This window comes from Pedobacter sp. WC2423, assembly GCF_040822065.1.
Lineage (GTDB): Bacteria > Bacteroidota > Bacteroidia > Sphingobacteriales > Sphingobacteriaceae > Pedobacter.
The window spans coordinates 2,134,725-2,158,210 of sequence record NZ_CP162005.1 but is presented as its reverse complement, the minus strand read 5'-3'; the positions used below and the strand labels follow the sequence as shown (position 1 = coordinate 2,158,210).

The following is a 23,486-nucleotide window of genomic DNA, read 5'->3' as shown; positions in this document are numbered from 1 at the left end:
TTACAAATGATGGCTGATGAAACGTAAATATGCCAAAATCATTTAATCTTTCGTTCAAATGATAAAATAAATAAAATCAAAAATACTTTCCTTTGAATAAACAAAGATACACACGATCTGAAAAATTGAAAATAAATAAATGAAGACCTATTGTTTAACGCTTGATTTGATAAATGATCCGGAATTAATACGGGAATATGAAAAATGTCATCAGAAAATATGGCCTGAGGTTTATACCAGTATTAAAAAATCGGGAATAACAAAGATGCAGATTTATCGTTTTTCTAACCGGCTTGTGATGCGGATGGAAGTGAACGATACTTTCAGCTTTGAGTATAAAGCTGCCCTTGATGCAGAGAATGAGCAGGTGCAGGAATGGGAAAAGCTGATGTGGAAATATCAGCAAGCTTTACCAGGAGCAAAGCCAGGAGAGAAATGGATGTTAATGACTCAGATTTTTGAACTTGAATAATATGGCGTCTTTAGAAACAACTTACTTTATACAAATCCATCCATCAGACAATGTACTGGTCGCGCTGGTTGACTTACCAGCAGGATTTAAAGTAAAGTTTAATGCGCTTACTTTTGATATTATCACACCGATAGCCGCCAAGCACAAATTTACCATACATGAGCTGTCTGAAGGGAACAGTATTTTCATGTATGGCGTGTTGGTGGGTAAAGCAAGTGAGGCGATTCCTGCCGGACATCCGATTACAGTAGATAATGTAAAACATGCCGCTGAAGGCTATCAGTTAGGAGAAAGAAAAACTTCGTGGCAGCAACCGGATACTACAGCTTTCAAGGATAAGACTTTTATGGGGTTTCACCGGAAAGATGGTTCAGTGGGAACGGCCAATTACTGGATTGTGATTCCGCTTGTATTTTGCGAAAACAGAAACGTAGAAGTTCTTAAAGAGGCGCTGACTGATAAACTGGGCTTTAAAAAGACAAAGAGTTATGAAAATGAAGTAGATGGTCTGATTGCTTTATATAAAACAGGGAAAAGTATAGAAGATATTTTGCAGGCCGACCTGCATGATACAGCCATAGCAGAACCAGCCAGTAAACTATTTCCGAATATAGACGGGATTAAGTTTCTGAACCATGATATGGGCTGCGGTGGAACAAGAATGGACTCTGATGCACTCTGTGGTCTGCTGGCCGGATATATTACCCATCCAAATGTAGCCGGAGCAACAGTGCTGAGTTTAGGTTGTCAGCACGCACAGATCAGTATTCTGGAAGCAGAAATTAAAAAAAGAGATCCTGAATTCAGTAAACCACTGTTCATTTTGGAACAACAAAAACTAGGGACTGAAAGTAAGCTATTACAAGAGGCACTCAAACAAACATTTACCGGTTTAATTCTGGCTAACCAGCAAGAGAGAACACCCGCGCCTTTATCTAAATTATGTATAGGGCTGGAATGTGGCGGCTCTGATGGATTTTCGGGAATTTCAGCTAACCCGGCACTTGGTCACCTTTCAGATTTGCTGGTTACTATGGGCGGAAGTGTTATTCTGGCTGAATTTCCAGAACTATGTGGTGTGGAACAGGAATTAAGTGACCGCTGTATAGATATAGCTACCGCTAACCGGTTTATGGGATTAATGGGCACTTATAATGCGCTGGCAGAAGCTACAGGCTCTGGATTTTATGCAAACCCATCTCCCGGAAATATCAAAGATGGTTTAATTACAGATGCTATAAAATCTGCTGGTGCGGCAAAAAAAGGAGGTAATTCTCCCGTAACTGCTGTTTTGGATTATCCTGAGAAAGTAACCAAACCTGGTTTAAACTTATTATGTACACCAGGCAGTGATGTAGAGAGTACTACTGCTGAAGTAGCCTCAGGTGCAAATATTGTGCTTTTTACCACGGGCTTGGGAACACCTACAGGCAACCCGGTGGCCCCGGTGATTAAACTCTCCACAAATACAGTTTTATTTAATAAAATGCCTGATATTATTGATATTAACTGCGGTACAATCATTGAAGGCACGGAAAGTATCGAACAGGCAGGAGAGCGCATTCTGCATTATGTAATTGAAGTCGCAAGCGGACGTATCAAACCTAAGTCAGTAGAATTAGGACAAGATGATTTTATTCCATGGAAAAGAGGTGTTTCATTATAAAATTTAATATATGTTTAGTTTAGAAGGAAAAATAGCCGTTGTAACCGGAGGAGGAAGCGGTATAGGAAAAGCTATTGCTACACTATTTGCCAGACAAGGTGCAACTGTACATATTATCGAACTCAATGCAGAAGCAGCTGCAGAAACTGTCAGCGAAATTCAGCAAAATAATGGTAAAGCCCGCGGACATAGTTGTGATGTAAGTAATCAGAACCAGGTATTGGATATCTTTTATCAGATTGGCGCAGTAGATATCCTGGTGAACAACGCTGGTATAGCACATGTTGGCAAGGCTGATACGACAAGCGAAGAAGATTTTGATAAGGTATTTGCTGTGAATGTGAAAGGAGCTTATAACACTTTATTCGCTGCTATTCCTTTATTGAAAGAAAGTAAAAGTCCGGTGATTTTGAATATGGCATCTATAGCTGCTGTAGTAGGTATAACCGATAGGTTTGCTTATTCCATGAGTAAAGGGGCGATCTATGCCATGACTATGTCTGTGGCACGTGACTACCTGCAAGACAGTATCCGTTGTAACAGTATTTCTCCAGCAAGAGTACATACTCCTTTTGTAGATGGTTTTATTTCGAAGAACTATGCCGGACAGGAAGCAGAAGTATTTGAGAAATTATCTAAAAGCCAGCCGATTGGAAGAATGGGAAGGCCAGAAGAGGTAGCTGCGCTGGCTTTATATCTATGCGCAGAAGAATCAGGATTTATTACAGGGAACGATTATCCTGTTGATGGAGGATTTATAAAACTTAACAACTAAAGATACTTATGAAATTAATCAGATGGGGCGCTGCCGGCCGGGAAAAGACAGGTGTGATTATCAATGATATTAAATATGATACTTCTGCTTTCGGCGGCGATTACAATGAAGATTTTTTTGAGCATAACGGACTGGACAGGTTAGCTGAATTTGTCAAAGCAAATGCCGGTAAACTAATTACAATCCCAGACTCAGAACGTTTAGGCTCCCCAATTGCACGTCCATCCAAAATTATATGTATTGGATTAAACTATGCAGACCACGCTAAAGAAACCAATGCACCACTACCAGTTGAACCTATCATTTTTATGAAGTCAACTACAGCACTGGCCGGACCGGATGATGCAATCATTATCCCTAAAAACTCTGTTAAAACAGATTGGGAAGTGGAGCTTGCAGTAGTGATTGGTCAAAAGGCATCTTATGTGGAAGAAGCTGAAGCCCTGGACTATGTTGCCGGATATACCTTACACAATGATGTTTCAGAACGCGAATTTCAAATCGAAAGGAACGGAACCTGGGATAAAGGTAAAGGCTGCGATACATTTGCGCCCTTAGGTCCATTTTTAGCTACTCCTGATGAACTGGGTGACCTCAATAAATTACGCTTGTGGCTGAAAGTAAACGACAAAACGATGCAGGACGGTAATACTTCCAACTTTATTTTTACTATTCCATTTGTAATCTCTTATGTAAGCCAGTTCATGACCTTACTTCCCGGAGACGTAATTTCTACAGGAACCCCTGCCGGCGTCGGACTTGGATTTAATCCGCCCATCTACCTGAAAGCTGGTGATGTGGTGGAACTGGGTATTGATGGCCTTGGAACTTCCAGACAAGAAGTTAAAGCTTATGTTAAAAATTAATATCATTTAATAATCAATAATGGATCTGCAATTAAAAGATAAAATAGTCATTGTTACCGGCGGGGCAAAAGGGATTGGCGAAGGAATAGTTCGCCAGTTGGCAAATGAAGGTGCAATTCCTGTCGTTATTGGCAGAAAAGAAACTGATAACCTGAAACTCGTCAATGAAATTATCAGCGAAGGAAAACAAGCCTTCCAGGTAGTTGCAGAACTGACAGATCCGCTGATTGCAGCACAGACCATTACCACAATTATCGATACTTTTGGCCGGATAGACGGTCTGGTCAATAATGCCGGAGTGAATGATGGGGTAGGCCTGGAGAATGGGAATTATCAGGATTTTGTAGCTAGTCTGCATAAGAATGTGATCCATTATTACCTGATGGCTCATCATGCACTTCCGCATTTGAAAAAAAGCAAAGGTTCAATTGTAAATATCAGTTCAAAAGTCGCAGATACAGGTCAGGGAGGCACTTCGGCCTATGCTGCATCCAATGGCGCCAGAAACGCACTGACCAGGGAATGGGCTGTAGAATTATTGCCTTATCATATCCGGGTAAACGCGGTGATTGTAGCTGAATGCTATACTCCACTCTATCAAATCTGGATCAGCTCATTGCCAGAATCCGAAAAAAAGCTGAAAGATATTACGGCTAAAATTCCCCTTGAACAGCGGATGACTACCACAGAAGAGATTGCCAATACGGTTGTCTTTCTGCTTTCCCCGCGGTCAAGTCATACCACAGGTCAGCTGGTTTATGTGGACGGAGGGTATGTTCATCTGGACCGGTCCATCAGTTCCTGAGATATTTTACAACAGAAGCTGTAAACAGCTCCTAAGATTTCTATATTTGCAAAATGTTCAGAAGCATTCTTGTACATCTGCTGATTTTTACCACACTGACCGCTAATTTTAGCCAGGTTTTTGTGCAGGCAGGGTTTGAGCTGAACGAGAACTATATCGTCTCCAAACTCTGTATTAACCGTGATAAGCCGCAAATGCACTGCAATGGTAAATGTTACCTGATGCGTAAATTAAAACAGGCCGAGCAAAAGGAAAAAAGCAGAGAACGTGAAACTCAAAGAAGCCTGTACCAATTAGGTGTAGTCGTTGAGAAACTATCTTTAAATCCTTATACGATCCTTGTCATTCAAGCGTATAAGGAAGAATTGCCTTTTCGCCTGCCAGCATATGCTGCTGAGATTTTTCAGCCCCCGCGCGTATAACTCTATTCTTATTGAAACCGGAACCTTGTTGATTTTTTTGAAATCTCAGGTAAACTGGTATGACATCCTGATCTGCACCTTTTTGCTATGATTTGAAATTTAGTTATCAAATCATAGTGAAGAAGCATATCGGGCAATATTTATATGAATTATAATTTTGCAATTAATGAAACTCTTCAGATTAATCCTGCTATTGGCTTGTTTAGCCTTTTTTAAGCAGCATGTTCAGGCACAGAACCAACCTATAACCGGTAATATATATGACTCTCAAACCAGGCAGGCCCTTGCCGGTGTAAGTATCAAAACATCCGATAATAAATTATTGACTGTATCTGATAAAAATGGATACTTTAAAATCGAAAATACTACCCCCGATCAACATTATAAATTCATTCTTGTCGGTTTCAAACCACAGGAAGTTGATTATAGTAAAAAAGAAGGGAGCCTGAATATCCAGCTCGATGCTGATGAATCCAGCTTAAACGAAGTACGTGTAACAGGTTTTGCCGGAAACCGTACCAAGAAGGAAACTGCCGGTTCTATCGGGATGATTACCAGTGCAGACCTTAACCGTGGCAGTGGTCTTTCCTTTCAGTCTGCAATGAACGCTATCCCGGGGGTAAGAATGGATCAGAGTACACTCTCAGAAGCCAGGATTTCGATTCGTGGAAACGGTGTCAGATCCTCTTACGGATTAAGGAACATAAAAGTTTACCTGAATGATATTCCAGTTACAGAAGCCGATGGAACAACACGTATTGAAGCTTTAGACGTAAACAGCATCGGCAGGGCCGAAGTAATCAAAGGGCCTGCATCGAGTATTTACGGTGCCGGAACAGGTGGAGTAATCAATTTCCAATTACAACGCTCTCCCTACCAGGAACAAAGTCTGGAAGCCTCAGGCCTGGCAGGAAGTTACGGATTACATCGACTGGCAGCCACTTACCGCAACGGCGGAGATAAAATTAACAGTTATGTTTCCTATGGGTGGCAGGAGTATGACGGCTACAGAGATCACAGCAACGACATGCGCAGATTCTTATCCGGTAACTTTCAGCTTTTTCCAAGCAATAAACGGATCATCACACTCTTACTGAACAGAACAACACAATACTCACAAATTCCCGGATCACTGACCGCTGATCAAGTGGCTGCAAACCCCTTACAAGCCAATGCAAGCAACCTCGATAAACAAGCCGGACGTTATCAAACCTGGACCAGGGTTGGCTTAGGACAACAGTATCAAATCAATGATCAATTGTCAAACAGCACCAGTGTATTTACCTATTCCTATGACCTGAATCACCCCTTGCCTTATGCCTACCTCAGGAACTATTATCAAAGTTATGGCGGAAGGACCAGCTTCACCTATAACCCCGGATTCTCCGCACTGCCCACTAAATTTATCGTAGGTGCAGAATTTAACGAAGGCCTGACTAAAGGCACCCAATATGTCAATAACAAAGGTACCGAAGGAGCCCTTAGCGGAAATATAGATTACCGCAATACACTCTATTCCTTATTTTATCAATCAGAGACACAGCTGGGACCAAAGACGTTGCTGACCTTAGGCTTAAGCTACAATAGCCTGAAATACGATGTCTCCAACTATCTGGTACCAGCACAAAGCGGAATAAAAGATTTTAAACCACAAGCAACCCCAAGGATTGCCATCAGTCATAACTTTTCTGAAGCCCTGAGTCTGCACGGAAGCATAAGTACCGGTTTTTCCCCGCCATCCAGCTCAGAAGTTAAAAATGTGGACGGCTCAATCAACCCCACATTACAAGCAGAGAAAGCAATAAACTATGAAATCAATGCCAAAGGTAACCTGCTGAATTCGCGCCTGAGCTATGACTTTTCTGTATTCAAAATGGATATGAAAGGAGAGCTGATCGGACAATCCGTACAACAAGGCATTACTATTTATAACAATGCAGGTAAAACAACCCATAACGGAGCAGAGCTTGCTTTATCATGGCAAATCCTGAAACCAGAAGATAACCAGGAAATAGCCAGTTTAAGACCTTTCGTTGCCTTAACCTATTCAGCTTTCAAATTCAAAGATTATCAAATTCTGGGTGCGAATAATGCAGTAACCGCATCGTACAATGGAAATGCATTAACCGGAGTTTCACCATGGGTAATCAGTGCAGGTCTTGACCTGGAAACTCGTTTTGGATTATACGGTTATCTGAATTATTACTACAATGATAAAATGCCATTAAATGATAAAAATACAGACTATAACCCATCTTATCAAATAGCCGGTCTGAAAGCAGGTTATAAAAAAAGATTAGGAAAAGTATTCGAAGTTAACGTCTACGGCGGCATTGATAATCTTTTCAACGAATCCTACAGTTCAATTCTATCCTTAAATGCAGTAGGCTATAGCGGAGCGCAACCATCCTACTTTAATCCTTCCCCTAAAAGAAACGGTTACGCAGGCCTGAACTTAAAATATTTCTTCTAAGAAACCAGGAATGGATCCTTCAAATGAGAAGAACCTTAAAAAAACAGACCTTGCTGTTTCAAGACATTGGCCGCCCCTACAGGCGGGCGTCGACTTGAAACAGCAAGGTCTGTTTTTTTTAAGGAAAAATGGAAAACCTATTCCTGCGTAATCTGGCGAACCGAAATTGAATTTGCAGTAGACCCGGTAATATAAACCGTGTAAATTTTATCAGCAGCAAAAGCTGTTAAATCAAATTTTCCCAAACTTGCAGACTGACCAGCACCAAAAACCTGAAGTGATAAAATTCCAGGAGCTATCGTCGTAAAGTTTGTTGCTACATCGCGGCCAAGATTTGCAGCTAAATTTTCACCAGAAGAACGTCTGATATCAATATTAGCCGGAGCTCCATCACTCAAATGAACAAACCTTACTTTAGCCTGTCCGCTAACAGGAGCACTTCTGTCATCCTCAAAAATTTTCACTCTTGCAGCCTGGCCATCACCCGCTAAGAAAACCGTATAATTAGAACCATTTCTAATATCCGCTTTACCCGTTGCATAAGCCGTTGAAGAACCATCACTCCTAAACTCAGTTACCAGGTTATTACCAGAATTGGTAGAAATATAAGCCGATGCATTTGCAAATGATAACCCTCCGCTTACCACTGCCGTATTAGCCAGGTAAAACCCCTGATTCGGAGACGATGGTGACGCATTTACAACTTTAACATTTGCAGAACCCGAACTGTCAACATCGTTTTTCTTACAAGAAGTTACCAATACCGCAAGAGATAAAATAGCAGTCCCCTTCAATAAGTTTTTTAAAAATGATCTTGTTTTCATAAATTGAATAAATTAAGTAGGTAATTAATTTTTAATAACATTGTTGTTACGATTTAGCATTGACAACAATTAATCCGCTGCACATGACACGCCAGATAAAGTCTAAAAATTAAAATTTATTTATCAGATAATCAGAATTTTATATGTTCATTAAATAATATTTAAAACTATTGGGAGTGATTTGGAATTTGCAAAAGTAAGTGTACTAAATAGTGTACATTAAACCTTGACACCCAACCCAGGTCTATAAGGCATCAACAAAATTATTGATACCCCTGTGTTTAATATTAAATGATATGAACATGAAAAAGCTAGTTTTAATACTGTTTATTACAGCCGTTGTATTTTCAGGATGTTCCTCTTACAACTATTACGCTGTGGCCCGTAAACCACTGGATCCCGCAAAATATAAAACCTTTGCCTGGATACCCGAGGGAAAATCAAAATCAACCTCTATTTACAATAATGATGTAGCTACAGATAAGATTGTAGAATCGGCTAGTCAGGAAATGAAAAACAGAGGATTTATCCTGCAAAGCAATAACCCTGACTTATTACTCAGGTATACTGCGGTAGTCAATAAAGAAATCAAAGACTATACAGACCCCGTTTACTATAACCCTCCATCAAGAATACTTCCACGTGTTTCTTATTACGGTGGAAGGCGGATTTATTACTATTCCTACTACAACCCATTGCCAATTTATGTTGGTGAAAGAGAAAGAAGTATAAGAATTAAAGCCAATAGTATTATGATTGATGTTATCGATCGTAAATCATCTAAAGTAATCTGGAGAGGCTGGGCAGAAGGAGAAATCAATAATCCTGAAAAAGCAATTAATGAAATCCCCGGTGTTATCGGCAATATATTTAAAAAACTGCCCCAGTAAAATTAAGTAGTGGAGGTTAACCACCAGGTATTACCAAAAGGGTCCTGGATACCTCCACATCTTCCGTAATCCATATCCGCTACTTCAGTGACTACAGAAGCCCCATGGAATATAGCCCGCTGAAATGTTTCATCTGCATCTCCCACATAAATGAAAAAATTACCGACTGCCTTTCCATATTTATCTGCGGCCTCTGAAAGTAGTAAAATGCTATGTCCGACTTTAATTTCCGCAGACAAAACTGTTCTGTTATCTTGTGCTATAATTAATGACTTTGTCTCCGCATTGAAGACTATTTTAGCGAATTCAATAAATGCTATTGCATTTTCGAGCATCAGATAGGAGAGAATCGTATGTTGATCCTGATAATTATTCATGTACGTAATTTTTTCGTTATACCTGCTGTTCTTGATGTGGCAAGCTAATCAACTTAACAAATAAGGTGACCAGCAGTTTTTTATTCCTGCCAATAGCCGGAAATCTTATTAAGATACATGTAAAAAAGATGAATTTAATGTTATAGCCAATAAATGTATAAAGATAAGAAATGTATAGCTTTTAACCTTTTCATAAAAACTGACTATGTTCTTAAAGTTGTCAGAATGTAAAATTTAATCATCTTATCATAATTATCTCTATATTGCCCAAAACTATACTGGAAATAATAATCGGATTTCTATTTTTGCGGAGATTTAGATGGATGAATTCTGCCTTTAAGCTCTCCGTCTGATAAATTTAGAATAACCCAAGTTCAAACAATGCACAACCAAGGAAAGAAAATCAGAGTTGCAATTTTAGGCGTAGGTAATTGCGCCAGCTCATTAGTACAAGGCGTGGAATTTTACACTAAACACGCAGAAAAGACATCAGGATTGATGGCTAATGATATCGGTGGATATAAAGCAGCTAATATTGAATTCGTTTGCGGATTTGATATAGATGAAAGAAAAATCGGTCAGCCATTAAAGGACGCCATTTTTGCGAAGCCAAATTGTACAATCATATTGAATGCTGACATCGCATCAGAAGCTCCTATTTACAGATCACCAGTTATTGATGGTGTATCTCCGCAAATGGCTGTTTATCCTGAAGCTAACAGGTTCGTCATCAAAGACGAATTGAAAAATACTGATATTTTGATCGATAGCGTAACCTATGATCAGGCTCAGGTAACTGCTTTACGTGTAGAAATTATTGCGCAATTGCGTAAACATGAAGCTGAAGTGCTGATCAACTATCTTCCGGTTGGCTCACAACTGGCTACAGAATTCTATGCAGAAATCTGTATTGAATTAGGTATTTCTTTAGTGAACTGTATCCCTGTATTTATTGCTTCAGATCCTGCATGGGAGAAAAGATTTATCGATGCTGGTATTCCAATCATCGGAGATGACATGCGCAGTCAGTTTGGTGCAAGTATCGTTTCTCAGATGCTTCAGGAGCTTGCTTTCGAAAGAGGTCACCATGTGAAAGCTCACATTCAAAGAAATGTAGGTGGAAATACTGACTTCCTTAATATGGAAGACAAAAACCGTCTGAAATCTAAAAAGATCTCTAAAGAAAATGTAATCCGTGCACAGAACGATATCAGAGGTATCTCTACAGAAGACAGTTTCCTTCATGCAGGTCCTTCAGAATATATTGCTTATTACGGAGACAATAAAGTTGCTAACTTCCGTCTGGAATTAGAAGGTTTTATGGGGGCTCCTGTAATCTTTGATGCTCAGCTATCCGTTCAGGATTCTCCTAACTCTGCCGGAGTAGTTATCGATGCCATCAGATACGTTTATGTGGCCAGAGAATTAGGCCTGGTAGGTGCCCTTAGAGGACCATCAGCTTCTACTCAGAAAACCCCGCCAGAGCAAATGATGTTCAGCGATGCCATCTACGAATGTCATGCACTGGCTAAACGTGAGTTAACAGCATCAACAAAAAAACAATTAAAAAAATAACTGCACTTATTGTGCGATAAAAAAACGGCCCGGACCTTAAAGTCCGGGCCGTTTTTTTTAATAAAGAATTTAAGGATTACCAGTTTCGCTGCGGGCAGGTGACCTTATACCTGTTATTCAGTAAAATACCCAATACGACTTCATGTGTACCCTTACTCACAGCACCTAGTTCGGAGGTTGTAAAATCATAAGCATAACTCAGCACAAACAGCGAATTGATATTAAAGCCTGCCATCGCAGAGACTGCATCCTGCGGACGATAACTTCCGCCAATCCATAATTTATCCTTAAACGCTATTTTAAAATTCAGATCTGCTGACAAAGGCGCAGGCTGGACTTTTTTTAACATAACTGAAGGCGTTACTGAAACCTCTTCACTCAGGAAAAACTTATAACCGGCAGTAACAAAAAGATGTGGTACTTGTTTCCCCTGAACAGCCGCCTGGGAGTCAGAAAAGCTAAGCGGTTTGTTCAGTAACTGCTGAACGGATACACCTGCAAAAAAATCAGGGCCATATAACCAAATCCCTGCATCAAGATCAGGCTGTGTTCTGCTGTTAAAACCTGGAGCAATTGCAGGATCGGCGCTATTTTCAAGGTTCAGTTTTGAAATATCCAGTGAAATTCTTGAAATCCCGGCAGCTACCCCCACACTTAAATTCATTTTCGAACTCAATCCAAGGTGATAAGCATAGCTAGCCTTAATATCCAGTGTTTTAACCGGGCCTGCTTTGTCTAATGTTCCGAAAACGCCAATTCCGTGATGTGGTTCAGCAGCCATATAATTCTGGAGATAACTTCGTTCCATAGGATTTGCTCCTTTTTCTGCAAAAGAACTTGAATTTCCATACAAATACTGCTTGCCTAATGGGGCATGAACAGAAAAAAAAGAAGTGACCGGGCCGTCGTTGATTCCGGCCCATTGTACTCTTGAACCTACTCTTACATCTGTATAATTCTCTATACCAGAAAGTGCCGGATTGAGCAGGTAATTATTAAAAATATACTGCGTATACTGAGGCCGCTGCTGGCCGTTACTTACTTTAAAAAGAAAAACACCTGTCAATATCAGGAATACTGTTCTCATAAATTACTTTAAAACCGTTAAAGAGCCCGAAAGTACTTTTTGGCCATCATGTAAATCAATCACATAATAATAAACCCCTGCAGGTACATATGCTCCATTATATCTCCCGTCCCAGCTTTTTCTATCGCCGGTTCCGGAATAAACTTTTCCCCCATATCTGTTGAACACATAAACTGTAGCAGCAGGGTAGGTATCCAGTGCGGCTATATTCCATATATCGTTAATACCATCGCCATTTGGCGTAATGGTATTTGGAATCACGAGTTTCTTCAGTACATGAATAGCAACGTCCTGAGCGCCACCTGTACAACCGTTTTCTGACCATGCAGTTAAGGTATAAGTTATATCGTGTGGCGGGGCGGCTACAGGATTTAATTGAGCCGGGTCATCCAGGTAATCAGCGGGTGACCATAAATATTTGGCATGATCTCCCGATACCTGGCCCTCCAGAGTAACTGTTTGCCCTTCAATAATTGCCCGGTTGCGGCCCGCGCTGACGGTTATTTTTTTTAACACCTCTACGTTTACAGTTGCTTGCTTTTCACAACCACCGTTGGAAACTGTGACCGTATATAAAGTAGTCTGAACAGGAGAGGCGACCGGATCAGCAATATCTGTTGCGGATAAGCCAGTTGCCGGTGTCCATTTATAGTGTATTCCTCCGGTTGCATGAAGCACAACTGAAGCCCCTTCGCATATCGGTGCCGGAACATCAACAGCCGGAATGGGAGCTGGCAGTATATTCACTTTGATTTTTGCAGAAGCTGTACAATTGCCAGGCGTTGTGGTTACCTGGTAATCTCCGGCACGGCTGAGGGTAGCATTTGCAATAACGGGTGATTTTTCTGCTGAGCTGAAGTTACCAGGTCCTGACCATGAATATGGGCCATCTGTACCAGTTACATCCAGCTGAATCGTATTTCCCTCACAAACGGTCTGCTCAGCTACCACGACCGGTTTTGGTAGAGGTTTTACGTGAATGGTAATTGGCGGTGAGGTCGTTCTGCAAGCTGGTGAATTAAAGTTTGAAGCCTCCGCTGCCATCAGGCGATATTGAAAATCCCCGGCTTGTAAAGACCCTGCAGTCAGGTTAATTTGTATGGTATTTTCTCCATTGAGATCTGCCCACTGGCCATTCACCATTTTTTGCCACTGATATTGTAAAGTTGGTGATCCCTCAACAGTAGCAGACAGTACCACTCCGTTTCCTTCGCAAATCGTCTTTTCTGTCTGACTGGTATTGTCTGTAAGCGGAGTGATTTTTGGTCCGCAGGCTCTGAAAGTAATATCATCCAGTGCAAGGTCATTACCATCACCGCCCGGTCCGTTATTTACAATCCTGATTTTAACTTTTGTCGAATTACTGGTCCTGAATAAAAATCCATACTGTTTCCAGGTAGATACGGAGGTTTCCGGAATATCACCGGTAGTGTAAGTTTTTAAAAGTTGATCATCCAGGGTCAATATTGAAAAAGTAAGATTAGGTTTTTTGCCTGTATAAGTCAATAAATTGGTTACCCAGGCTGCAAATTCATAAGTACTGTTCGGGCACAAATCTGCGTCGATTGCTGTTTCATAGAAGACGCCTGGTTGATTGCTGGCATTGATCATCATCATATAACCATCCGGATCATTTTGGGTATGGTTGACCGTGGTAAACCATGCTCCGCCGCCAATTTTTTTAACAATCGTATAAGAACCATCGCCAGGGCCCAATGAAGCAACATACAGATAATTTGTACTGGAGCCTAAAGAGGGGCCGAAATTCCCCGTACCCCTTCCAAAATCAATATTGACAACCGGGTCACCAAAACTACCTGTGCAAATCTGGGCAAAAGATTTTTCAGGTAAAGCGACACAACTATATATAAGAAAAATATATAAAAATTTATATTTAAATAATCTACAATAGTGTATATATATCAAGTCTTTTTTTTCTAAATCCGACCGAATCTAATGATAAAATTTATGAATATAATTTGTGCATAATGCCCTCATTTGTAGTTTTTTATAGCATAAAATACGGTGAAATGTGCTAAAAAAGCTAAGCTAAAACATTATAGTATTGAGAATTCTACAAAAATGTTGACTTTAGAGTTTTTAGCCAATATTCCTCAGGGTGGTGAAACACTCCTTATAGCTCTAAAAAAACGGGCCATGAGGTTTTAAATCATGGCCCGTTTTAAACAATAACTATCAAACTGGTTCCTGCGTTTATTTTTTAAGTAATTCAGTAATCTTTTTTTCAAAAGCTTCCTTGTATTTTGTATAATAATCTCCGGTACCAGGCCCGTAAAAATCAGTTGTAATTGCTGTTACTTTTCCACTTTTATCAAGAATCAATGTAGTTGGAAACACTTTAATTGCTGTGAGCTGCGGTAATGTTTTTTCTGTACGTAAAGAATCAGAAACCGTTGCAGGCGTGATCAGTAAAGGATATTTCACCTTAAATCTTTTTTGAAATTTGCGTATACTGGCCGCAGAACGTTTAACATCCGTAGTGTACTCGTAAGCAAGTCCAATAACTTCTACGCCTCTTTGCTTATTCTTATCGTAATACTCACTTAGGAATGCTGTTTCGTCCATACAATTAGGGCACCATGAGCCCATCAATTGTATAATCACAACTTTGTTTTTAAATCTTTGATCAGTAATTGAAACTTGTTTGCCATCAATATCAGGAAAGCTGAAATTTAAACTCCCATCCTCACCATCTTTAAGCCTGGTAACCTGCTCAGTGGATAATGCTGCCTGATCATCCTTTTTTGCTGTCCATATTTCTTTTGAAACCGGGCCGCTATATAAATTACCATTTGTAATATTTCCCTTGTTAATTTTACCGGTAAATACCATCGCATGAATACCATCAAAAGTTGAGACCTGAAGTGAATCTCCTGTAACTATTCCCGAAAGATAGCGGTAATCACCAGAAGGGGTAAGGATAGAGCCGGTAACCTGGTTTCCTTTTTGCGAAAACTGCCCTATAGCTTCCCGGTCAGAATTATGACTTCTGGTAAAATCAATTTTCCATTTACCACCGGCACTTTCAGTAGCATTTCCATGAACCGCAGGAAAGCGGTAAGCCTGTTTGGTGGTTGCAGTAAACGGCATAACAATATCTTTTGATGTTGTCTTTCTGATCCATGTGCCTGAAAGGCTATCTTTGGAGATGATCTTTAACCTGAAAGCAGATTCAAAAACCGGCATATTAATAAATACAGAGTCCTTCACAATAGTCACATCTTCGGCAAGCATTTTTTCAGGTTCATTCACAATATAGAATACTGTTTTTCCTTTTTGCCGCTGAATATCAAGATTGAAAATAATCTTGTTTCCATCATTTCTTAAAAGTGCCGCGCGCCAGGCTCCATGCTGAAGAACAGTCTGTGCAGAAGCACCAATAGCTAAAAGAGTGAATAAAACTATCACAAGGGTATTTTTGTACATATGCTTAATTAATTTCTGATCGATTGTTATCATCATGGGGCAAATATACTATATGTAATCAAAATCTACTAATTCTATAGAGTAAGACTATCGTCAAATTATCATTACAGACCGTAATTCCCATTGGTACATGCCTTCATGAATTCCTTTAAAATTAAAGCCAAGGGCTTTCAATACTTGTTGTGAACCTGTATTTTTTAATGACATTTTTACCAACTCTTAATTACGTAACCTAATGATTATTTTCAGGATCCCGGCAGTAATTCTTATCCATTTGCTGAAGGAAAGAACTGGCTGTTCTCCAGGCTGCATTTTCAGAAGATTGCATTGTTAAGCTCTGATAAATTGTGTAAGCTTGCAAATCATGGAAAATCAAAGGAAGCTCAGACCAGTTATGTTTGTTGGAACCTCATCTGATGTAGGCAAAAGTATAATTACTGCCGGATTCTGCCGGATCTTTAAACAAGATGGTTATACACCTGCGCCATTTAAAGCGCAAAATATGTCGCTTAACAGCTATGCTACTCCCGAAGGCCTGGAAATAGGACGTGCACAGGCTGTGCAGGCAGAGGCTGCCGGAATTCCATGTCATACCGATATGAACCCTGTGTTGCTCAAACCAACAAATGATCAGACCGCACAAGTAATCCTGAACGGGAAATCAATAGGAAACCAGAGCGCTAAAGAATACTTTTTATCAAATGATCGCGCTACACTTTTTGAAGAAGTTAAACTGGCCTATCAAAGACTGGCTTTACGCTATTCACCTATCGTAATGGAAGGAGCGGGGAGTATCTCTGAACTGAATCTTAAAAAAAGAGATATTACCAATATGAGGATGGCAATAGCTGCGGGCGCGGCAACTTACCTGGTCACAGATATTGATAAAGGGGGCATTTTTGCCAGTCTTTATGGGACAATGCAGCTGCTGGAACCAGAGGAAAAAGCATGTATCAAAGGAATTATTATCAATAAATTTCGTGGCGATCCGGATCTTTTTAAGGAAGGAAAGCAAATGATAGCGGATTTATGCGGGGTTCCTGTGATTGGAATTATTCCCTATTTCAAGGATATTTTTATTGAAGAAGAAGATGCCGTTTCTTTGAAACTGAAAAGAAATCAACCCATTCCAGGTAAAGTTAATATTGCGGTAGTGCTGTTAAGCCGGATGTCTAATTTTACTGACTTTGATCGTCTGGATAAAGATACCCGTATTAATCTTTATTATACCCATACCAGTGAAGGAATTGCCCAGGCAGATATTATTATGCTGCCCGGTAGTAAAAATACAATTGAAGATCTGATTGAACTCCGGAATAACGGTCTTGCAGAAGCGATTATTCTGGCCCATCGAATGGGACAGACGGTGATCGGTATCTGCGGAGGCTATCAGATGATGGGACAAACAATTAAAGACCCCGGGCAAATAGAGTCTGCCGCAGGGGAAGTTAAAGGACTAGGTATTTTACCTGTGGAAACTGTATTACTTCATGAAAAAACCACCAGGCAATGTAGTTTTACTTACCGTGATTGCGCTGAAAAATGTATGGGATATGAGATCCATATGGGAGAGACCAGAGTTCATGGCGCGGAACAGCCCGTTGCCTGGCTGGATGGAAAACATACAGATGGTTATTTTTTATCAGAAAAATGCTGGGGTTCTTACTTGCATGGTATTCTGGATAACCAGATTGTGATCAATGATCTGGTAGCTCCGTATACCGATTTGAAAGTACCCTATGTCGACTATTTGCAATTCCGCAGTGAACAATACGACAAATTAGCTGCATTGTTAAGAGAAAACCTGGATATTGAACAGGTATATCAACACTTAAAAGATTAATCAAATGTTTCAGGGACACGGAGATGATGGGTATTTACATCAGCAAACATTAGCGGCCGATTTTAGCACGAACGTATGGCATGGAGGGGCTCCGGCCGGATTAAAAGAATACCTTTTTAGACAATGGGACAACGTACAGCGGTATCCTGAAGTACTGGCAGAAAGCCTCACGCAGAAGATAGCCTCCTTTTATGGCTTTAAATCCGAAAATATATTAGTGACCAATGGGAGTACAGAAAGTATATACCTGGTTGCACAGGCCTTTAAAAATGGAAAAACAACGATAACGATTCCTGCTTTTGCGGAATATGAAGATGCTTGCAAGCTATTCGGACATCAGTTATGTTTATTGAACTGGGACGAGCTGGAGAAAGGGATTTCCGGCGATACCGGGCTGTTGTTTATCTGCAATCCAAACAATCCTACCGGAGCTGTTTTTAAAGCGCTGGAAGCCTTAATCCATCAACATCCTGGTGTGCTTTTCATTGTTGATGAAGCTTTTATTGAATTTACGGTATCGATTACTTCGGTACTGACGCTGATTGAAAAATACAATAACCTGATTGTTTTACGCTCGATGACCAAGGCTTATGCTATTCCAGGTTTAAGGTTAGGTTATATTGCGGCCAGTACTGCGCTGATCAACCGGTTAAGGTCTTTTAAATTACCCTGGGCAGTAAATGCAATGGCTATAGCAGCCGGACATTTTATTTTTGATCATATTCAAACGATACAAATCCCTGTTCAGCAATTATTAGCAGACCGGGAAGAATTTACAAAGAAGCTGGAGAGCAGTGCATTGAAAATCTATCCTAGTCATACTCATTTTTTTCTGGCGCGTACAAATCAGCATACAGCTGCGCTATTAAAACAGTTTTTACTAAAAGAATTTAATATATTGATCCGTGATGCAGGGAATTTCAGGGGACTAACCGAAAAACATATCCGTATCGCGACTTTAAGTCAAAATAAAAATCAATTGCTGATTAATGCTTTAGCTGAATGGAAAACTATATAATTATTGTCATTCCCTTGCTTGCAGGTTATCTGCTGGATTTGATATTTGGTGATCCTGAAGGATTACCTCATCCTGTCCGATTTTTTGGCAGTCTGATCGCTTTTGGTGAAAAACACCTCAATCAGGGGAGATTCAGGTTTTTGAAAGGAATGCTGATGGTATTGATTTTATGTTCCGTAACCTTTTTAGTTTTTTACGGAGCGATCCATTTGATGCTGAGCCACAGTGTAACGGTATATTTTCTTTTTGCCACTGCCTTTGTTTATTATGCACTGGCAAATAAGGGACTGATCACAGAAGGAAAACAAGTTTTTGATACTTTAAAATATAAAGGGCTCGAAGCCGGGCGGAAACGCTTATCCCGTATCGTAGGGCGTGATACTTCAAACCTGGACCAGCAGCAGATCCGTATAGCTGTGTTTGAAACCATGTCAGAGAACCTGAGTGACGGCGTCATTGCACCGCTGTTTTTTTATTTTATAGCCGGTATCCCAGGTATGCTTACCTATAAAATGATTAATACACTGGATTCTATGATCGGTTACAGGAATGACAGGTATGAATATTTTGGGAAATTTGCAGCACGTCTGGATGACGTTGCAAACTTCATTCCTGCACGGATAACGACCATACTGATGCTGATGGTAACTTTTAGTATGCGTGGATGGCAATATGTGCTGAAGTATGGACATCAGCATAAAAGTCCGAATGCTGGTTATCCGGAAGCTGCACTCGCCGGGATACTGGATGTTCAATTTGGAGGTCCGAACGTTTACCATGGTATTTTGGTTGACAAACCACTTATCGGTACCAATAGCCGCGAAATCAGACACGAAGAATTTAAAATCGTAAGCAGCATCAATCAGGGTGTCTGTTTGCTCATGGTCTTGTCCATCAGTATATATTTCTTTCAGCTCTGAATATTCCATGACCAGCCCAGCACCAAAATATGTGATTAGCGGAGGCCCGGGTTCAGGGAAAACAACCTTGATTAAAGGATTGCAGCAACAAGGGTATTTTTGTGCTGAAGAAGTATCCAGGAAAATGATTATCCGCGAAACGGAGAAAGGATCATCTTGTTTGCCCTGGATAGATATTTCCTGCTTTTCGGCCAAAGTCCTGAACGAAATGATTTTTTCATGGAATAGTGCCCCTACAGCTGCAATTACTTTTTTTGACCGTGGCATTCCCGACATCATTGCTTACCTGAACGTAGCTGGAGTTCCCGTTCCGGAAGAATATTATACCGCTTTATCGCTCCATCCTTATCATAAACAGGTTTTTATACTGCCACCATGGGAAGCTATTTATGTGAATGACAGTGAGCGCTGGCAAACCTTTGAAGAAGCCGTTATCATTAATGAAGCTATCAGGAAGGCCTATATGACCTGTGGATTTGAGCTGATCGATGTGCCCAGAAACTCCCCGGCAGCACGCGTTGCATTTATCCTCGATTTTATCTAGGTTTGCACTCTTAAGGCTGCATGTTTATGGAATAGCTGTTTGAAAATTTGAACAGCCGGCTGTAATATGCTTTAAGGGAATCCCGGCGCAAATCCGGAACAGTCTCCGCTGCTGTAAACCTCGTTATTGAACTGCTGTTATAACCACTTTCGAAAAGAAGGGAAGGTCGCAAGTTTGAGGAAGTCAGAAGACCTGCCTTATGACTGGTTATTAAATGCTTTCGGAAGAAAGGCTAAACTTTATGATGAAAAAAATAAATTCTTGTTCATTCAGAGGAGTATTCCCCTGTCTGATAGTTTCTCTGTTGCTGATTACCTCCTGCAAGCAGAACCAGTCTGGTCAAAAGCACCATACTGCAAAAACCGGCAGTGCAGAAATTAAATATGCCAAAGGCTTTAATATAGACTATTACGATCACTATAAATTAGTGAGTATTTATTCTGGTATCGGCGCACATGCAGATACCACTCAATACGTATTGTTAGCTAAAGGGGCAAAGGCTCCCGAAGGCTATAAAAAAGCACAGCTGATACAAATACCAGTTCAAAGTTTAATCGCCATGTCATCTATGCATATCGCATTGGCTGATTTCGCAGGTGCAGCAAATGCAATTACAGGTTTGGGCAGCTTGAAATATGTCAGCTCAGCAACGGTAAGAAAAAATATAGCTGCGGGTAAAGTGAAAGAAGTTGGAATAGACGGAACTATGAATGACGAAATGCTGATCAGTATGAAGCCAGGTCTGGTGATGGTGATGGGAGATCCGGATGCTAAATTCAGTAAATACGAAACACTGAGCGGAGCAGGTGTACCTGTGATGCTCAATTCTGAATGGCTGGAAACCACACCACTCGGCCGCGCAGAATGGGTTAAATTAATGGCCGCATTGATGGATAAGGAAGACTATGTCAATACTAAATTTGATGCAGTCGAGAAAGAATACAACCGCCTGGCAGCTATAGGAAAAAAGGCGGTGACTAAACCTACGCTGGTTTGTGGCATGCCTTTTAAAGGAACATGGTATGTGCCGGATGGTGACAGTTATATGGTTAAGTTTCTTAAAGATGCGGGTACAAATTATAAATGGGCAGATGTCCATGGAAAAGGTAGTTTGCCACTCAATTTTGAAGCTGTTGCCCCGGTTGCCCTTCAGGCAGATTTCTGGCTGAATGTAGGGACGGTGGATAGTAAAAATGATATTAAGGCAATAGACAGCCGTTACGCTGATTTTAAACCCTTCAAAGACAATCACATTTTTAACTTTAATAAAAAGGTAAATGATATCGGTTCCAATGATTATTGGGAATCCGGAGCTGTTAATCCACAGCTAATCTTAAGTGACTTAATCAAGATCTTTCATCCTGAATTACTACCGGACTACCAGCTCGTTTATTACAAGCAATTGAATTAATTCTTTAAAAATTGAACAAAATAAAAGTTTTAGTATTGCTATCCATATTGGTGGTGGCATTGCTGCTGGATGTTGCACTTGGTTCCGTTCATATTCCTTTGAAAGACGTCATTAAGATTTTATTTACGCCGGATGCCGGAAATGAGACCTGGGTTTATATTATTGAAAAAATCAGGTTACCTAAAGCCCTGACTGCTATTATTGTGGGCTGTGGATTATCGGTAAGCGGCTTACAAATGCAAACACTTTTCCGCAACCCACTTGCTGGTCCCTCAGTTTTAGGGATAACCGCAGGCGCAAGTTTAGGCGTGGCCCTTGTGATGCTTTCAGCAGGCAGTATTACGAGCTTATATACAATTAAAGAATTGGGGATTTCAGGAAGCTGGCTCATTATTATGGCTTCTTCGCTGGGCGCAGCAATGATTATGATTTTAATCGTCTCCATTTCTTCTGCTTTAAAAGACAACGTAATTGTACTGATCGTTGGTGTAATGATTGGTAATATCACACTTTCAGTCATTAGTATCTGGCAATATTTTAGTTCGCCCGAGCTGATTAAAGATTACCTGCTCTGGACTTTTGGTTCTTTGGGCGGGGTAACTGGCGAACAGTTGCTGATTTTGGCAGTTGTTGTTTTTGCAGGCTTATTAATTTCATTTTTGTCTTCTAAATTGCTGGATGCTTTACTCTTAGGTGATAATTATGCCAGAAGCATGGGATTGACTGTAAAGCGTGCCCGAATCCTGATTATTGGCAGTACGAGTATTTTAGCAGGAGGGATTACCGCCTTTTGTGGCCCGATCGGTTTTATCGGAATAGCTGTGCCACACTTAGCAAGGGCCTTGTTTAATACTTCAAACCACCGCATTTTAATTCCCGCTTGTTGTCTGATCGGGACCGTTTTGATGCTGATTTGTGATATTGTTGCTCAATTGCCAGGAAGTCAGACTGTTTTACCTATTAATGTAATTACGGCCCTGGTAGGTTCACCCGTAGTGATCTGGATTATTGCAGGGCCTACTAAATTGAGGGGATTCTAATGGAGGCGCAAAACTCATTGTTAAATACTTCCGGGTTAACTATAGGTTACCAGGCAGGAAAAGGGAAAACGAAAGTTATTGCAGCGGCTTTAGATTTAGAACTCCATGCAGGACAGCTGGTTTGCCTGTTAGGCCCGAATGGCTGCGGTAAATCTACTTTGCTCAGAACTATCTCCGGCCTGCAACATCCGCTGAAAGGTGAAATTATACTGGACGGTGCGGCACTTCACCAACTGAAACCTGCACAGGTAGCGAAAAAAATAAGCCTGGTACTCACTGATAACGTCAGAGCTGGTAACCTGGATGTTTATTCGCTCATTTCCCTGGGCCGTTATCCCTATTCAGGATGGTTAGGCATACTCACTGAACAAGACAAACAGATTATCGGACAAGCTATCAAAGCTACAGATACCGGAGCTTTTGCAGGTAGAAAAATGGATAGCCTGAGTGATGGAGAATGTCAGAAAGTGATGTTAGCCAGGGCAATAGCACAAGATACGCCATTGATCATTCTGGATGAACCTACTGCTCACCTTGATTTGCCCAGCCGGATACAACTGATGCGTCTGTTGCACCAATTAGCTAAAGAAACGAATAAAGCGATTTTACTTTCTACACATGAGCTTGATTTAGCCCTGCAAGTCGCTGACCAGATCTGGCTGATGAGCAGCGGTGGACAGCTTGATGCCGGATTACCGGAAGAACTGGTCTTGAATGGCGCTTTCCAACACGCTTTTAATAAGGATGGAATTGCCTTTGACGCAGCAAGTGGCACCTTTAATATTCATCAGGCAGGAAAACGCAATATCAAAGTATCAGGGGAGGGCGTTGCTGCTTTCTGGACTCAAAAAGCTTTAGTCAGAAATGGCTTTAGTATATCTTCAGCACAAGATCACCAGGCACTGATGGTTACCGTTAGCGGAGAAGGAGCGGATGCGCTCTGGACTGTAGAAAAAAATAAAGTGTCAGCTACTTATACTTCATTGCGTGAATTTCTCAATTCACTGTAATATTCCGGTCCTATTCGTTTA

At 40.7% G+C, this 23,486-nt stretch carries 21 protein-coding genes and 1 riboswitch; of the genes, 16 read left to right on the top strand and 5 right to left on the bottom strand.

The window, feature by feature from the left end; all coding sequences use genetic code 11:
* The first annotated feature begins 139 nt into the window (after positions 1-139).
* The 7 genes from AB3G38_RS08635 (at position 140) to AB3G38_RS08605 (ending at position 7,479) form a co-directional block, all read left to right on the top strand.
* Positions 140-472 carry an L-rhamnose mutarotase gene (locus AB3G38_RS08635; RefSeq protein ID WP_367868092.1) on the top strand — a complete coding sequence of 111 codons (333 nt, stop codon included), beginning with the start codon at positions 140-142 and terminating at the stop codon, positions 470-472.
* 1 nt (position 473) lies between these two features.
* The gene (locus tag AB3G38_RS08630; RefSeq protein ID WP_367868091.1) at positions 474-2,138 is read left to right on the top strand and encodes a UxaA family hydrolase; all 1,665 of its coding nucleotides are present in this window, start codon (positions 474-476) and stop codon (positions 2,136-2,138) included.
* A gap of 10 nt (positions 2,139-2,148) precedes the next feature.
* Positions 2,149-2,913, top strand: coding sequence for an SDR family NAD(P)-dependent oxidoreductase (locus tag AB3G38_RS08625; RefSeq protein ID WP_367868090.1), 765 nt, complete (start codon positions 2,149-2,151; stop codon positions 2,911-2,913).
* 8 nt (positions 2,914-2,921) lie between these two features.
* The gene (locus AB3G38_RS08620) at positions 2,922-3,779 is read left to right on the top strand and encodes a fumarylacetoacetate hydrolase family protein (RefSeq protein ID WP_367868089.1); all 858 of its coding nucleotides are present in this window, start codon (positions 2,922-2,924) and stop codon (positions 3,777-3,779) included.
* A 19-nt stretch (positions 3,780-3,798) separates the two neighbouring features.
* Positions 3,799-4,584 carry an SDR family oxidoreductase gene (locus AB3G38_RS08615; RefSeq protein WP_367868088.1) on the top strand — a complete coding sequence of 262 codons (786 nt, stop codon included), beginning with the start codon at positions 3,799-3,801 and terminating at the stop codon, positions 4,582-4,584.
* A gap of 53 nt (positions 4,585-4,637) precedes the next feature.
* Positions 4,638-5,006 carry a hypothetical protein gene (locus AB3G38_RS08610; RefSeq protein ID WP_367868087.1) on the top strand — a complete coding sequence of 123 codons (369 nt, stop codon included), beginning with the start codon at positions 4,638-4,640 and terminating at the stop codon, positions 5,004-5,006.
* 166 nt (positions 5,007-5,172) lie between these two features.
* Entirely contained in the window at positions 5,173-7,479 is a 2,307-nt protein-coding gene (locus AB3G38_RS08605) for a TonB-dependent receptor (protein WP_367868086.1), read from the top strand.
* 137 nt (positions 7,480-7,616) lie between these two features.
* Here the strand turns inward: AB3G38_RS08605 and AB3G38_RS08600 are convergent, their stop codons facing one another.
* On the bottom strand, positions 7,617-8,303 hold the full coding sequence (locus tag AB3G38_RS08600; protein ID WP_367868085.1) for a DUF4397 domain-containing protein: 687 nt from the start codon (positions 8,301-8,303) through the stop codon (positions 7,617-7,619).
* 302 nt (positions 8,304-8,605) lie between these two features.
* On the opposite strand from AB3G38_RS08600, the gene AB3G38_RS08595 reads away from it, so the two are divergent.
* Positions 8,606-9,193, top strand: coding sequence for a DUF4136 domain-containing protein (locus tag AB3G38_RS08595; protein WP_367868084.1), 588 nt, complete (start codon positions 8,606-8,608; stop codon positions 9,191-9,193).
* 2 nt (positions 9,194-9,195) lie between these two features.
* Here AB3G38_RS08595 and AB3G38_RS08590 read toward each other — a convergent pair whose 3' ends face one another.
* The gene (locus AB3G38_RS08590) at positions 9,196-9,570 is read right to left on the bottom strand and encodes a VOC family protein (protein WP_367868083.1); all 375 of its coding nucleotides are present in this window, start codon (positions 9,568-9,570) and stop codon (positions 9,196-9,198) included.
* Between the two features lie 381 nt (positions 9,571-9,951).
* Between AB3G38_RS08590 and AB3G38_RS08585 the strand changes: the two genes are divergently transcribed.
* A complete protein-coding gene (locus AB3G38_RS08585) occupies positions 9,952-11,145 on the top strand; it encodes an inositol-3-phosphate synthase (RefSeq protein WP_367868082.1) in 1,194 nt (397 codons plus the stop codon).
* A gap of 76 nt (positions 11,146-11,221) precedes the next feature.
* Here AB3G38_RS08585 and AB3G38_RS08580 read toward each other — a convergent pair whose 3' ends face one another.
* From AB3G38_RS08580 to AB3G38_RS08570, 3 genes are all read right to left on the bottom strand, one after another.
* Positions 11,222-12,232, bottom strand: coding sequence for a type IX secretion system membrane protein PorP/SprF (locus AB3G38_RS08580; protein ID WP_367868081.1), 1,011 nt, complete (start codon positions 12,230-12,232; stop codon positions 11,222-11,224).
* Positions 12,233-12,235: 3 nt separating this feature from the next.
* On the bottom strand, positions 12,236-14,158 hold the full coding sequence (locus AB3G38_RS08575) for a gliding motility-associated C-terminal domain-containing protein (RefSeq protein ID WP_367868080.1): 1,923 nt from the start codon (positions 14,156-14,158) through the stop codon (positions 12,236-12,238).
* Between the two features lie 288 nt (positions 14,159-14,446).
* Entirely contained in the window at positions 14,447-15,715 is a 1,269-nt protein-coding gene (locus tag AB3G38_RS08570) for a peroxiredoxin family protein (RefSeq protein ID WP_367868079.1), read from the bottom strand.
* Positions 15,716-16,043: 328 nt separating this feature from the next.
* Between AB3G38_RS08570 and AB3G38_RS08565 the strand changes: the two genes are divergently transcribed.
* The 7 genes from AB3G38_RS08565 to AB3G38_RS08535 all read left to right on the top strand — a co-directional run bounded on the left by AB3G38_RS08565 (position 16,044) and on the right by AB3G38_RS08535 (position 23,465).
* A complete protein-coding gene (locus AB3G38_RS08565) occupies positions 16,044-17,522 on the top strand; it encodes a cobyric acid synthase (RefSeq protein ID WP_367868078.1) in 1,479 nt (492 codons plus the stop codon).
* A 4-nt stretch (positions 17,523-17,526) separates the two neighbouring features.
* Positions 17,527-18,540 carry a histidinol-phosphate transaminase gene (locus AB3G38_RS08560; protein WP_367868077.1) on the top strand — a complete coding sequence of 338 codons (1,014 nt, stop codon included), beginning with the start codon at positions 17,527-17,529 and terminating at the stop codon, positions 18,538-18,540.
* Entirely contained in the window at positions 18,525-19,460 is a 936-nt protein-coding gene (gene cbiB, locus AB3G38_RS08555; RefSeq protein WP_367868076.1) for an adenosylcobinamide-phosphate synthase CbiB, read from the top strand. The genes AB3G38_RS08560 and cbiB overlap by 16 nt, the downstream gene beginning before the upstream one ends.
* Before the next feature lie 7 nt (positions 19,461-19,467).
* The gene (locus tag AB3G38_RS08550) at positions 19,468-20,004 is read left to right on the top strand and encodes an AAA family ATPase (RefSeq protein WP_367868075.1); all 537 of its coding nucleotides are present in this window, start codon (positions 19,468-19,470) and stop codon (positions 20,002-20,004) included.
* Positions 20,005-20,043: 39 nt separating this feature from the next.
* A riboswitch (cobalamin riboswitch) is annotated at positions 20,044-20,219 on the top strand.
* A gap of 26 nt (positions 20,220-20,245) precedes the next feature.
* Positions 20,246-21,415, top strand: coding sequence for an ABC transporter substrate-binding protein (locus AB3G38_RS08545; RefSeq protein ID WP_367868074.1), 1,170 nt, complete (start codon positions 20,246-20,248; stop codon positions 21,413-21,415).
* An 11-nt stretch (positions 21,416-21,426) separates the two neighbouring features.
* Positions 21,427-22,455 carry an iron chelate uptake ABC transporter family permease subunit gene (locus AB3G38_RS08540; protein WP_367868073.1) on the top strand — a complete coding sequence of 343 codons (1,029 nt, stop codon included), beginning with the start codon at positions 21,427-21,429 and terminating at the stop codon, positions 22,453-22,455.
* Entirely contained in the window at positions 22,455-23,465 is a 1,011-nt protein-coding gene (locus AB3G38_RS08535) for an ABC transporter ATP-binding protein (RefSeq protein ID WP_367868072.1), read from the top strand. Before AB3G38_RS08540 ends, AB3G38_RS08535 begins: the two co-directional genes overlap by 1 nt.
* Positions 23,466-23,486 lie beyond the last annotated feature (21 nt).

What these genes read in the sequence shown, in the direction of transcription:
- AB3G38_RS08585 (WP_367868082.1), top strand. Translation starts at nt 9,952, where the DNA reads ATGCACAACCAAGGAAAGAAAATCAGAGTTGCAATTTTAGGCGTAGGT.
- AB3G38_RS08615 (WP_367868088.1), top strand. Translation starts at nt 3,799, where the DNA reads ATGGATCTGCAATTAAAAGATAAAATAGTCATTGTTACCGGCGGGGCA.
- AB3G38_RS08580 (WP_367868081.1), bottom strand. Translation starts at nt 12,232, where the DNA reads ATGAGAACAGTATTCCTGATATTGACAGGTGTTTTTCTTTTTAAAGTA.
- AB3G38_RS08605 (WP_367868086.1), top strand. Translation starts at nt 5,173, where the DNA reads ATGAAACTCTTCAGATTAATCCTGCTATTGGCTTGTTTAGCCTTTTTT.
- AB3G38_RS08535 (WP_367868072.1), top strand. Translation starts at nt 22,455, where the DNA reads ATGGAGGCGCAAAACTCATTGTTAAATACTTCCGGGTTAACTATAGGT.
- AB3G38_RS08590 (WP_367868083.1), bottom strand. Translation starts at nt 9,570, where the DNA reads ATGAATAATTATCAGGATCAACATACGATTCTCTCCTATCTGATGCTC.
- AB3G38_RS08570 (WP_367868079.1), bottom strand. Translation starts at nt 15,715, where the DNA reads ATGATGATAACAATCGATCAGAAATTAATTAAGCATATGTACAAAAAT.
- AB3G38_RS08630 (WP_367868091.1), top strand. Translation starts at nt 474, where the DNA reads ATGGCGTCTTTAGAAACAACTTACTTTATACAAATCCATCCATCAGAC.
- AB3G38_RS08625 (WP_367868090.1), top strand. Translation starts at nt 2,149, where the DNA reads ATGTTTAGTTTAGAAGGAAAAATAGCCGTTGTAACCGGAGGAGGAAGC.
- AB3G38_RS08610 (WP_367868087.1), top strand. Translation starts at nt 4,638, where the DNA reads ATGTTCAGAAGCATTCTTGTACATCTGCTGATTTTTACCACACTGACC.
- AB3G38_RS08635 (WP_367868092.1), top strand. Translation starts at nt 140, where the DNA reads ATGAAGACCTATTGTTTAACGCTTGATTTGATAAATGATCCGGAATTA.
- AB3G38_RS08600 (WP_367868085.1), bottom strand. Translation starts at nt 8,303, where the DNA reads ATGAAAACAAGATCATTTTTAAAAAACTTATTGAAGGGGACTGCTATT.
- AB3G38_RS08545 (WP_367868074.1), top strand. Translation starts at nt 20,246, where the DNA reads ATGATGAAAAAAATAAATTCTTGTTCATTCAGAGGAGTATTCCCCTGT.
- AB3G38_RS08620 (WP_367868089.1), top strand. Translation starts at nt 2,922, where the DNA reads ATGAAATTAATCAGATGGGGCGCTGCCGGCCGGGAAAAGACAGGTGTG.
- AB3G38_RS08595 (WP_367868084.1), top strand. Translation starts at nt 8,606, where the DNA reads ATGAAAAAGCTAGTTTTAATACTGTTTATTACAGCCGTTGTATTTTCA.
- cbiB (WP_367868076.1), top strand. Translation starts at nt 18,525, where the DNA reads ATGGAAAACTATATAATTATTGTCATTCCCTTGCTTGCAGGTTATCTG.
- AB3G38_RS08550 (WP_367868075.1), top strand. Translation starts at nt 19,468, where the DNA reads ATGACCAGCCCAGCACCAAAATATGTGATTAGCGGAGGCCCGGGTTCA.
- AB3G38_RS08565 (WP_367868078.1), top strand. Translation starts at nt 16,044, where the DNA reads ATGGAAAATCAAAGGAAGCTCAGACCAGTTATGTTTGTTGGAACCTCA.
- AB3G38_RS08560 (WP_367868077.1), top strand. Translation starts at nt 17,527, where the DNA reads ATGTTTCAGGGACACGGAGATGATGGGTATTTACATCAGCAAACATTA.